At 33.5% G+C, this 12,096-nt stretch carries 11 protein-coding genes and 1 tRNA gene; 4 read left to right on the top strand and 8 right to left on the bottom strand.

Translation table 11 applies throughout. The features are described 5' to 3' along the window. Positions 1 to 14 precede the first annotated feature (14 nt). A complete protein-coding gene (locus BTO05_RS13735; RefSeq protein WP_087493220.1) occupies positions 15 to 461 on the top strand; it encodes a sterol desaturase family protein in 447 nt (148 codons plus the stop codon). Between the two features lie 2 nt (positions 462 to 463). Here the strand turns inward: BTO05_RS13735 and BTO05_RS13730 are convergent, their stop codons facing one another. The 5 genes from BTO05_RS13730 to BTO05_RS13710 form a co-directional block, all read right to left on the bottom strand. Then, complete coding sequence (locus BTO05_RS13730; protein ID WP_087493219.1) at positions 464 to 1,024, bottom strand: TlpA family protein disulfide reductase; 561 nt, start codon at positions 1,022 to 1,024, stop codon at positions 464 to 466. Between the two features lie 71 nt (positions 1,025 to 1,095). Continuing rightward, the gene (locus BTO05_RS13725) at positions 1,096 to 1,830 is read right to left on the bottom strand and encodes a hypothetical protein (RefSeq protein WP_157662597.1); all 735 of its coding nucleotides are present in this window, start codon (positions 1,828 to 1,830) and stop codon (positions 1,096 to 1,098) included. Positions 1,831 to 1,910: 80 nt separating this feature from the next. Then, positions 1,911 to 2,582 carry a Crp/Fnr family transcriptional regulator gene (locus tag BTO05_RS13720; protein WP_087493374.1) on the bottom strand — a complete coding sequence of 224 codons (672 nt, stop codon included), beginning with the start codon at positions 2,580 to 2,582 and terminating at the stop codon, positions 1,911 to 1,913. 106 nt (positions 2,583 to 2,688) lie between these two features. Then, the gene (locus tag BTO05_RS13715; RefSeq protein WP_232459753.1) at positions 2,689 to 4,209 is read right to left on the bottom strand and encodes an OmpP1/FadL family transporter; all 1,521 of its coding nucleotides are present in this window, start codon (positions 4,207 to 4,209) and stop codon (positions 2,689 to 2,691) included. A gap of 31 nt (positions 4,210 to 4,240) precedes the next feature. Next, positions 4,241 to 5,275: a hypothetical protein gene (locus tag BTO05_RS13710; RefSeq protein WP_087493216.1), complete on the bottom strand. Its 1,035-nt coding sequence runs from the start codon at positions 5,273 to 5,275 to the stop codon at positions 4,241 to 4,243. Between the two features lie 102 nt (positions 5,276 to 5,377). On the opposite strand from BTO05_RS13710, the gene proS reads away from it, so the two are divergent. From proS to rpsT, 3 genes are all read left to right on the top strand, one after another. Then, positions 5,378 to 6,856: a proline--tRNA ligase gene (gene proS, locus BTO05_RS13705; protein WP_087493215.1), complete on the top strand. Its 1,479-nt coding sequence runs from the start codon at positions 5,378 to 5,380 to the stop codon at positions 6,854 to 6,856. Positions 6,857 to 7,000: 144 nt separating this feature from the next. Further along, positions 7,001 to 7,072 (top strand) — tRNA-Glu (locus BTO05_RS13700). A 25-nt stretch (positions 7,073 to 7,097) separates the two neighbouring features. Continuing rightward, the gene (gene rpsT / locus BTO05_RS13695; protein WP_087493214.1) at positions 7,098 to 7,349 is read left to right on the top strand and encodes a 30S ribosomal protein S20; all 252 of its coding nucleotides are present in this window, start codon (positions 7,098 to 7,100) and stop codon (positions 7,347 to 7,349) included. 172 nt (positions 7,350 to 7,521) lie between these two features. Here the strand turns inward: rpsT and BTO05_RS13690 are convergent, their stop codons facing one another. From BTO05_RS13690 to BTO05_RS13680, 3 genes are all read right to left on the bottom strand, one after another. Beyond that, a complete protein-coding gene (locus tag BTO05_RS13690; RefSeq protein WP_087493213.1) occupies positions 7,522 to 9,789 on the bottom strand; it encodes an aconitate hydratase in 2,268 nt (755 codons plus the stop codon). A gap of 226 nt (positions 9,790 to 10,015) precedes the next feature. Then, complete coding sequence (locus BTO05_RS13685) at positions 10,016 to 11,110, bottom strand: acyltransferase family protein (protein WP_087493212.1); 1,095 nt, start codon at positions 11,108 to 11,110, stop codon at positions 10,016 to 10,018. A 31-nt stretch (positions 11,111 to 11,141) separates the two neighbouring features. After that, positions 11,142 to 12,095: an AAA family ATPase gene (locus tag BTO05_RS13680; protein WP_087493211.1), complete on the bottom strand. Its 954-nt coding sequence runs from the start codon at positions 12,093 to 12,095 to the stop codon at positions 11,142 to 11,144. Between the last annotated feature and the right edge of the window lies 1 nt (position 12,096).

Raw genomic sequence — 12,096 nt, 5'->3', positions numbered from 1 at the left:
AATTACTTACCTCAATGCAAACATTTCTTTGGATACTTATATTCTTCGGGACATTTTTTATAATGGAATTCAACGCATGGTTTACTCATAAATACGTAATGCATGGTTTTTTATGGAGCTTACACAAAGACCATCATCATAAAGACCACGATAGCTGGTTTGAGCGTAATGATGCTTTTTTTATTTTTTATGCTGTAGTGAGTATGACATGCTTCTATTTGTGGAGTGTTGAAGGTATGTGGTTTACCTTACCTATTGGCTTTGGAATTTTAGCATACGGGATTGCTTATTTCGTTGTTCATGATATATTTATCCATCAGCGTTTTAAATGGTTAAGAAATATCGACAACAAGTATGCTCGTGGTGTAAGACGTGCTCACAAAATTCACCACAAACATTTAGGAAAACATAAAGGCGAAAATTTTGGGATGCTTATTGTTCCAAAAAAGTATTTTAAGTAGAATTAACGTTCTAAGAGTTCATCTATATTATTCAGAATATTTTCTCCAAACCAATTTACTGCACCAGATTTATCAATAACAATTTCACCTTTTTGATTAATAATCAATGTTCGCGGAATTGAAGATGTTTCCAACTCTGCTGGTGGATTAGAAAGTATTTTATAAACAGGAATAGTGTATTGATTTTTAGTTTTAAAAGTTTTTGTTGTCGTTATAGAATCACTTGTAGCAAATAGAAATACAACCTCGTTGCCGTATTTATCATAGAGTTTTTGTAAACTTGGCATTTCGGCAATACAAGGCGGACACCAAGTTGCCCAAAAATTCAAAATAATTACTTTTCCTCTTGCATCTTCAAAATTATAGGGTTTTCCATCTTCTTTTTGAAGCTTCCAATTGTAATTACTTATTGTTACTCTATCACTAATCTCTGTAAGACTGACCGGATTAATCAAAGCAATACCTTTGTGCAGTAATACCTGTATAGGTTTTCTAGTTTGAGGTATTAATAATAAAGCTATTACTACTAAGAAAATAATATTATTCCGTTTTGATTTATTCATCTTATAAAAATATAAAGCGCAGCTTCTTAAACGAAACTACGCTTTATTAATAACATTAAGTTTATACTATTTTAATTTCTATTAACTGTAATAGAATTTGATAAATGAAACGTACCTGTCAGGTCATTAGCATTAGTAACAGTAGCGATATTAGTATCGTTTTCATAACGCAAATACCATATTAAACAAACACCAACTCCTGCTCCATCGAAATCAACACCTTCAACTGCAGTTAGTGTAGGTGGTGTGCCTAAAATCATACCTGTATCATCTGTAATTACCCATGTAGCATTAGTACCAATTCTATTATTGGGGTTCTCAAATGCTATACCACTAACCATATCTGGTGTTCCATCTACTGTAAAGTTGAATGGGCCACCTGTTAATGCATCTGCATTAGGCCCTCGTTCTACTCTTATAGAATTAGATAAGTCAAAAGACCCTGTTAAATCATTAGCATTGGTTACGGTGTCAATATTAGTATCGTTTTCAAATCTTAAGTACCATATTAGACACACACCGCGTCCAGCAGCTTCAAAATTTACTCCTTCTAAAGCTTCAATATTTGGAGGAGTTCCCAAAATATTTAAATCTAAATCTGTAATTACAAAAGTTCTGTTTGTACCAACAGCATTTGCATCTGTTGATATACCTGTAACAAAATCTGGAGTACCATCTACAGTAAATGAAAAATCACTACCATTTAATACTCCTGCATCAGGAATTATTTGCACATCGTCGTCGTCACTACAAGAAGTTACCATTAATCCTAATGCTAAAACTCCTAAAAACATTTTTTTAATCATTATCCAATTTTTTAAGTTCATATAATTTGATGATGCTAAATTATATGACCAAAATTGGATAAAATGTCAGCTAGCTGACATTAAGCTACCTTTTTTAGGATTCTAATTTCTCTTCTATTAAAATCAATTATGTTTTGTAGCTTTAAATCATTCATAAGCGTATTTAAAGTCGGTCGCGAGATACCAATTAAAGAGGCAATACCTTTTTGTGTGTATGGATGTTTGATAACATAATCTCCTGTCTTTTCGCAATTATATCCATAATCATTACAAAGTTCATCTAAAAATTCGCTTAAACGCGTCTTGGCATCTTTAAAAAGTAAAAGCTGAAGCCTGCGTTCTAGCTTTTTGAATTTAAAACCAATAAACTTATATATCTTAAAACTGAATTTTTGATTAGCTCGCATTAAATCATGCATCGTATTAACGCCAACAGGACAAATTGAAGTATTATTATCTATCGATTGTGCAAACTCATCTCTTGTATTTTCGCCTAATATTGCTTTCTCTCCAAACAATTCGCCTTTACGTAAAATAGCTTTAACTACTTCGGCTCCATCTTCATTATAATAGCCAATCTTGACTTTACCTTTTTCGATTAGATAAACTTTATTGGCAGCATCTTCTTCAAAATAAATGTAGTCACTTTTCTTATAAGCATCAAAATCGTGATTATGCTTGTAAGCCTTAAACTTGTGTGTGCATAATAAACTAAAGAGGTTTACATCTTCAAAAAGCCAAATAGAATTCATGGTTAAGTTATTTGATTCTGTGTTTTCTAGTCGTAATTCCTTAGATATACTTACAAAAAAAACCTCTAACATTTATGCTAGAGGTTTTTGTAAATCTATAATTATATTAAATTCCGAAAGAAAGAGTAATAACTACATCTGTTAGCTTAGAGTCTACTTGAGCACTTTCTCTGAATGTTGGAGCATCAGAATATAATAAGTTATTTTGCTCTCTCTGGCCTTGTATGTATGCTAAATCAATAGCAAAATCTCCTATTTTATATCCTAGACCTAGAGAATAAACTGTATAATCTCCTAATATTGAATCATCATTGTAAGGACTTTCTTCAAATCTATAACCTCCTCTAAAACTAAACTGATTATATCTGTATTCAGCCCCAAATCTATATGTATTAGAAACACCTAATAAGTTTTGAATTTCGTTATTTTGAAAAGCAAAAAACGGGTCGTCATTTGGTTTAAATAAAGATTCAGAATAATCTTTACGGGAATAATCAAAACTAAACAAACCTTTACCAGAAAATACATAAGCTAAACTACCCGTTAATTCTCCTGGAGTACGTAATCTATATTCAGGAAAAATATTAATTATACCTGGATCAATCACTCTAAAGGCGCTACCTTGGCTTACAAGAGTTTCAATATATTGACTAGATTCGTCAGTTATTCTATACCAAGTAGGAGATTGATAAGATAGTCCTGCCCTTAATTCTTTTGTTACATTATAAATAGACCCAATCTGAAAAGAAAACCCTGCTCCTGTTGTTCTTAAAGCATTTTCAAAATTCACACGTTCAACTGCAGAGTTAGGGTTCGTGTTGATTTCATTCATTAGGGTTAATCGCTCGTAGTTAATAAAATGGGCGTTGATATTTAAACCTATATTAAGTTTATTATCGTATTGACCTGAAAAATTAAATGCCATTTTTCCATTATATCCAGTAGAATTAAAAAAATAATTTTGATTAAATCTATCACCCAAAATACTACTTACATAAGCAGTGTTGTCATCTGTATTTTCTACAGGGTCAATTATTAAAGATTCATATCCTAAGAATGCTTGTTGATTTGCATAACCGTAAACCGAGCCTATGTCGGCATAAGCTTCACTCAAAGATTCACCTGGAAATGCAGAAATTTCATCTAATCGTAGACCTTGACTATACCCAAGAAAATATTCAGAAATAGATGTTGTTGCATCTAATGTCGAAACAGACCAATTATCATCATAATTTCCAGTTTGGTCATAAGCTACTCCTAAAGAAAATTTATTCCATTTAGTACTTGGATTATTTGATTCGTAAACAAAAACTCCTCCTCCTTGATAAAAATTAATATTTCCATCTCTCTCGTTTAAAGAACTTCCAAAATAATTAGAATTATTAGATTTAGTATTATAACCAATGGTAAAAGAGGCTCTACTTTGTGTAAAAACAGAAGAACTTGCTGGGTTTATACTTACAGCTGACAAATCTCCACCTAGAGCGCCAAATGCGCCTCCCATAGCTCTAAATCTAGCTGTACCATTTATTTCATCGTCAGAATATCTAACGGCATCAGTTATGTCTTGCCCGTTAATAAAGGACATGAAAAGTACTGTTATGAAGAGTAAAATAACTTTTTTCATAATTTAATTTAAACTAATATTTTTTTTGAAATTATCCTCTTCTACCTCCACCTCGAGAACCTCCTGAACGAGAACCTCCTGAAGAACTACTTCTGCTACTTGAAGATCTTACACTTCCTGAAGAACGAGAAGAAGAACTTCTTGAACTTCTAACTGATCCACTACGAGATGGTCTAGACACAGAACCTCTTGAAGATCTAGTCGTAGTTCCTCGTGATGGTCTAGTAGTTGTACCTCTAGACGGACGAGTTGTTGTACCTCTAGATGGTCTAGTGACAGTACCTCTCGATGGTCTCGTCGATGTAGAGTTACCTCCACGAATTCGTGGGTCTCGTATTGTACGACTTGGTCGAGTTGTCATATTTCTTCTTCCTACAGTTGTACCTCTTCTATTAACAGATGCTAGTCGTCTAGATACACCTGTTCTATTTCTTCTACTATTTTGAACAGATGACCTGTTGTATGCATTACCGCGTCTACTATAGTTATATGCAAACTGATTTCTATGATAGCCATTATTCCAACCCCAGTTGTTGTAACCCCAACCGAAGCCTCCGTTCCATGCCCATGGACTATACCAAATATTACCATACCATCTATTCCAACGCCAATTATTCCAACCAAAGTTATTCCAACCAAATCCAAAACCTCCATTCCATAACCAAGGGTCATTAAAACCCCAACCCCAGTTATTCCAACCAGTATTATAATAATTAATAGTTACTTGATCGTTTACTTGACCCCAACCTCCATAATCTTCAATAATCTCTACGTCTTGACTAGCAACAGAGCCGCTGCTGTAAGAGTCAATATCAGTAAAGACATCACCTTCATCTTGCAATAATTGTGCTTCGTTAACATGTTCAGCAAAATAATTTGCATAGTAATTGTCATTAGTTCGGTTTGTAGCTGCCTCGTTAACATCTACAACAACTTCATCAGAACTGTATATTCCGTCATTATCGTATCCAACGTATTGATAAGCACCGCATGAAGAAAGCATTAAAATTCCTCCTAACGCTATAAATGGTGCTGTTAATTTTTTGAGTGTATAAGTAAATCGCATATCTATGATGATTTAAATTGTTGAACATTACAAAAATAGTTAGTTTTGCTCTACTATTTTTTTATTTAACATAGTCACAACATTTGTGCCAAATAACAGATAATGAGCAAAAATCTTACAAAAAGAGCAGAAGATTATTCAAAATGGTATAACGAATTGGTGGTCAAAGCCGATTTAGCTGAAAACTCAGCGGTAAGAGGCTGCATGGTTATCAAACCCTACGGTTATGCGATTTGGGAAAATATGCAAGCAGAATTAGATAAAATGTTCAAAGCTACTGGACATCAAAATGCTTATTTTCCGCTTTTCGTTCCTAAAAGTTTATTTGAAGCCGAAGAAAAGAATGCTGAAGGTTTTGCTAAAGAATGTGCTGTAGTCACACATTACAGGTTACAAAATGATCCAGATAACGAAGGTAAGTTAAGAGTTGATCCTGAAGCAAAATTAGAAGAAGAGCTTGTAGTAAGACCAACAAGTGAAGCTATTATATGGAATACATACAAGGGATGGATTCAAAGTTACAGAGACTTACCTATACTTATTAACCAATGGGCAAATGTTGTACGTTGGGAGATGCGTACACGCTTATTTTTACGTACAGCAGAATTTTTATGGCAAGAAGGACATACTGCTCACGCCACTGAATCAGAAGCTATAGCTGAAACAGAACAGATGAATAAAGTATACGCCGATTTTGCTGAAAACTTTATGGCTATTCCTGTTATCAAAGGTGTAAAAACAGAAAGCGAACGTTTTGCTGGTGCAATAGATACGCATTGTATAGAAGCCCTAATGCAAGACGGAAAAGCCCTTCAAGCCGGAACATCTCACTTTTTGGGTCAAAATTTTGCAAAGGCATTTGATGTTAAGTTTACTAACAAAGAAGGAAAACAAGATTACGTTTGGGCTACGTCATGGGGTGTCTCTACTCGATTGATGGGCGCATTAATAATGACTCATAGTGATGACCAAGGCCTAGTATTACCGCCAAACCTTGCTCCTAACCAAGTTGTTATTGTTCCCATATATAGAAACGATGAACAGTTTGAAGCTATAAAAAAAGTTGTATCAAAACTAAAATCTGACTTAGAGGCAAAGAACATAAGTGTAAAATTTGACGACAGAGATACTTTTAGACCTGGTGCTAAATTTGCCCAGCACGAACTACAAGGCGTACCACTTCGTATTGCTATTGGCCCAAAAGATTTAGAAAATGGCACTGTTGAATTAGCTAGACGTGACACGTTAACTAAGGAAGTAGTTACAATTGAGGGTATTGAGAATAAAATTTCAGATTTATTGAATACGATTCAACAAGACTTATTTAATAAAGCACAGACTTACAGAGATGAACATATAACAGAAGTAGATGACTTCGAAACTTTCAAAAAAATACTAGAAACTAAAACTGGGTTTATTTCTGCTCATTGGGATGGTACAATAGAGACTGAAAATAAAATAAAAGAACTTACAAAAGCTACCATTAGATGTATTCCTTACGACAGCGTAATGGAGGAAGGACAATGTGTTTACACAGGTAATATATCAAAACAACGTGTCCTCTTTGCAAAGGCATATTAATTTTTTTTAAAAAAAATTGCTTTGGTGTTGCAACATTTAAAAATAGTTGTATTTTTGCATCCGCAATGGAAACATTGTTGTTCATTTAAATTTTAAATAGTTTTCAAAAGCTCTTAATAAAGCTTAAAAAAACTAAATATAAATGGCCCGTTCGTCTATCGGCTAGGACGCCAGGTTTTCATCCTGGTAAGAGGGGTTCGATTCCCCTACGGGCTACAATTTTTTAATAAAAGTAAAAGACATGGCAAATCATAAGTCAGCATTAAAAAGAATTAGAAGTAACGAGAAGAGACGTCTGCTGAACAGATACCAGCACAAAACAACACGTAACGCTATCAAGAAGTTACGTGAATTAACTAGCGCTAAAGAAGCACAAGCTATGTTACCTTCTGTAGTTAGTATGATTGATAAGTTAGCTAAGAAAAATGTTATACATGCTAATAAAGCTGGAAACCTTAAATCTCAATTAACTAAGCACGTTGCTGCTTTGTAAGTTAATAACTTTATAGTACAAAAAAGCCTTTCATAATATGAGAGGCTTTTTTATTACTTTTAATATCACAGATAAAAAATATTTCGAATATTATAAGTGTGCTGTAAATTACTAGTAATAAAAAAGCTTTGATTTTCATCAAAGCCTTTTCAATATTAAATAAATATCTTAATTAAGCATTCTGCTTTTTTATTAAGTTTAATGCCGAACCTTCATGATACCATTCTATTTGAGAATCATTGTATGTATGATTCAATTTAATAGCATCCGAACTTCCATCTGCATGAACAATCTCTAAAGTCAATTGTTTATTAGGTGCAAAAGCATCTAAATCTGTAAAGTTAAAAGTATCGTCTTCTTGTATTAAATCGTAATCCGCTTCATTAGCAAATGTCAGTCCTAACATACCTTGCTTTTTAAGGTTTGTTTCGTGAATACGAGCAAAAGATTTTACAATAACTGCAGCTACACCTAAATGACGTGGTTGCATTGCAGCATGCTCGCGAGATGAACCTTCACCATAATTATGATCTCCAACAACAACAGACCAAACACCATTTTTCTTGTATTCACGTTGTGTATCAGGAACTCCTCCATAATCGCCTGTTAATTGATTCTTAACAAAATTTGTTTTCTTATTAAATGCATTTACGGCACCAATCAATGTATTATTTGCAATATTGTCTAAATGTCCTCTAAATCGTAGCCATGGACCTGCCATTGAAATGTGATCAGTTGTACATTTCCCAAATGCTTTAATTAATAATTTAACATCTTTGATGTTACCTTCTATAGGTGTAAATGGAGTTAATAATTGCAAACGTTCTGATGTAGGGTTGACTGTTACTTCAACACCACTACCATCAGCCACTGGTTCTAAATAACCATTATCTTTAACCTCAAAGCCTTTTGGTGGTAATTCCCATCCTGTTGGCTCATCAAACATTACTTCTTCACCGTTTTCGTTAATTAACTTATCTGTTAATGGATTAAAATCCAAGCGACCAGCAACAGCTATTGCTGCAGTTAACTCAGGAGATGCTACAAAGGCATGTGTATTTGGATTACCATCTGCACGCTTAGCAAAGTTTCTATTAAAAGAGTGTACAATACTATTCTTAGGTGCATTTTTAGGATCACTATATCGTGCCCATTGGCCAATACAAGGTCCACAAGCATTAGTGAATATTTTAGCATCTAGGTCTTCAAAAATCCCTAAGATGCCATCACGTTCAGCAGTGTAACGCACCTGCTCAGAACCTGGATTGATACCAAGTTCAGATTTCATTTTTAGACCTTTATCAATAGCTTGTTGAGCAATTGAAGATGCACGAGATAAATCTTCATAAGAAGAATTGGTACAAGAACCAATCAAACCCCATTCTACTTGAAGTGGCCATTCGTTAGCTGTTGCTTTCTCAGTCATTGCGCTACCTACAGTTGTTGATAAATCTGGAGTAAAAGGTCCGTTTAATAGTGGCCCTAATTCTGATAAGTTAATTTCTATAACTTGATCAAAATACTGCTCCGGATTTGCATATACATCGGCATCTGCTGTTAGATAATCTTTTATTTTGTTAGCTTCATCTGCTACATCTGCTCTATCAGTAGCACGTAAATAACGCTCCATAGAATCATCATAGCCAAATGTAGATGTAGTCGCTCCTATTTCTGCTCCCATATTACAAATAGTGCCTTTACCTGTACAAGACATTGCAGTAGCACCTGGGCCAAAATATTCAACGATAGCTCCTGTTCCACCTTTTACAGTTAATATTTCAGCAACTTTTAGTATTACATCCTTTGGTGCTGTCCAACCCGATAATTTACCTGTTAATTTAACACCAATCAATTTTGGAAACTTCAGTTCCCAAGCCATACCAGCCATTACATCTACTGCATCTGCACCACCGACACCAATTGCTACCATTCCTAAACCACCTGCGTTTACAGTATGAGAGTCGGTACCTATCATCATACCACCAGGAAATGCATAATTTTCTAAAACTACTTGGTGAATAATACCTGCACCTGGCTTCCAAAAACCAATACCATACTTGTTAGATACAGACTCAAGGAAATTAAAAACTTCGCTACTTACATCATTAGCATTTTTTAAATCTGTAGCAGCTCCTTCTTTTGCCTGTATTAGGTGATCACAATGTACCGTTGTTGGAACAGCCACTTTTGGCTTACCAGCTTGCATAAACTGTAATAATGCCATTTGCGCTGTTGCGTCTTGACAAGCAACACGATCTGGAGCAAAATCTACGTAATCCTTTCCTCTAGAGAAAGCTGTAGTAGGTTTTCCATCCCATAAATGAGAGTATAATATTTTTTCTGAAAGAGTTAATGGTTTACCAACAACATCTCTAGCTGCATCTACGCGCTCCGTCATGTTGGCATAAACCTTCTTAATCATATCAATGTCAAAAGCCATATAGTATTTTTAAAGGTTGATAATTATTTTTTTGCAGCACAAATTTACAAATTTTAAAGCATTTTTAAAAATATGTAACAAAATTGAATATTCATTAGGAATAATTCAATCTAAGGTAAAATATCTATAACAAATTTGAATATTTTTCAGTTTAAGGGTTAATAATCTAATAAGTTAACAATTAAGACCCTAATTAATTGATTATTAAAATTTCTAATCAACAAAACTATCTTGGAACTAAGCGTTTTCTTAGTTTCAAAATTGGTATTTCAAACCACCTATACAGTATTTCTGAAATTATAAAAGTTACTATTAAATAAATTACAACTGTCAAAATCGAAGGCCTTAAAAATTGTTGAAATGTTAGCATTACTAAAGAATAATTAACTAAGTAAAGAGCATAAGAACGCGTACTGATATATTTAATAAACTTCATTATATTATTACTTGCTTTGAGTTTTAAAAAATAAGGAAACACCATAGCTATACTAATACTAATTAATGGCAAATAAAAAATACTATAAAATAATTTATGGCTATTTGGTATTATCTGTAATAAAACTATTATAACATGAAGGCATATAAACAGTATTAAACCAAAGATAAATAGCGGATAACTCTGCTTTTTAAAAAAATCATATTTTGAAACTAGATATACCAATACAAAACCGTAATAAATAGCATCAAGTCTGTATATAACTACTTTTCGAAATAGAGAACTCCAGTCTTTATAGCTTTCAATTTCTACAGAATAATAAAAATGGATTTTTAAAATAAATAGAAAAAAAATTATAAAAACTGTAGTGTATAAAAACACTTTTGAGGCTTTTAAATTTTTGAATATTACAAATGAAACATACATTAAAAAAGGTAAAATTAAGTATGCATACTCCTCAATAGATAAACTCCAAGCTTCGGTAAAAAAGTTAGGGTGTAGTGTTAAAAAATTTTGAAGAAACAGAAAGTATAGCCAAACATCGTTAACTAAATCATCATCTAAAAAAAAGACTAGAAAAATATTTAATATTAATACTAGGAAATAGTTAGGCAAGGTTCTAAGCCACCTACGTTTCCAGAAATGCATTAAATCTGACAACGCAATTTTACCAACATCTAATTTTCTGAGTAATATGCCACCAATAAGATAGCCGCTAAGCACAAAGAAAATATCTACACCTGTTGCTCCTAGTAGACGAATACCATCAGTTAAGCTCTTATTAAATTCAGGTAGAATATAAGTACAATGCGATAATAGAACAAGAAGTATTGCAGTTGCTCTAATAACATCTAAACCAAAAATTCTGTTAGGATGATTCAACATAGTACAAATGTAATACTATGCTGCAATTAATCTAGAATAAGCTTTTAATTACTGCTTCGTCAGTTATGCCTTCGGCCTCGGCTTTGTAATTTTTAATAATTCTGTGGCGTAATATCGAAGTTGCTACAGCTTGTATATCTTCGGCATCTGGTGAAAATTTACCTTTTGTTGCTGCATGAGTTTTAGCAGCTAAAATCAAGTTCTGTGACGCACGTGGACCTGCTCCCCAATCTACATATTCTTTTACTAAATCTGCAGCTGTACTAGTATTAGGTCTTGTTTTACCAACCATAGCCACTGCATATTCGATGACATTATCAGCTACTGGGATGCGACGCATAACATTCTGAAAATCTATTATTTCTTGTGCTGAAAATAAAGAATTAACTGAAACTTTTTTATCAGTAGTTGTAGCTTTGACCACATCTACTTCCTCTTGAAAAGATGGGTACTCTAGATTAATAGCAAACATAAAACGGTCTAACTGTGCTTCTGGTAAAGGATACGTTCCTTCTTGCTCAATTGGGTTTTGAGTTGCTAAAACGAAATAAGGTAACTCTAACTTATAATTGTGTCCTGCTACTGTAACAGCACGCTCTTGCATAGCTTCAAGTAAAGCTGCTTGTGTTTTTGGTGGTGTTCTGTTAATTTCATCTGCAAGAATGATATTAGCGAAAATTGGACCCTTTATAAATTTGAATCTCCTGTCTTCATCTAAGATTTCACTACCCAAAATATCGCTCGGCATTAAATCCGGTGTAAATTGAATGCGCTTAAAATCTAAGCCTAAAGCCTGAGCTATGGTATTAACCATTAATGTTTTAGCTAAGCCAGGGACACCGATAAGTAGAGAATGTCCTCCTGAAAAAATTGAAATCAGTATCTGATCAATAACAGCTTCTTGTCCGACAATAACTTTTGCAATCTCATTTTTAAGCGCTTTGTATTTATTTACAAAGTTTTCAATAGCAGCTACATCCGACATA

This window comes from Winogradskyella sp. PC-19 (assembly GCF_002163855.1).
In the GTDB taxonomy this organism is placed as follows: Bacteria; Bacteroidota; Bacteroidia; order Flavobacteriales; family Flavobacteriaceae; genus Winogradskyella.
The sequence above is the reverse complement of the archived record's forward strand: the minus strand, read 5'-3'. Positions and strand labels throughout refer to the sequence as shown.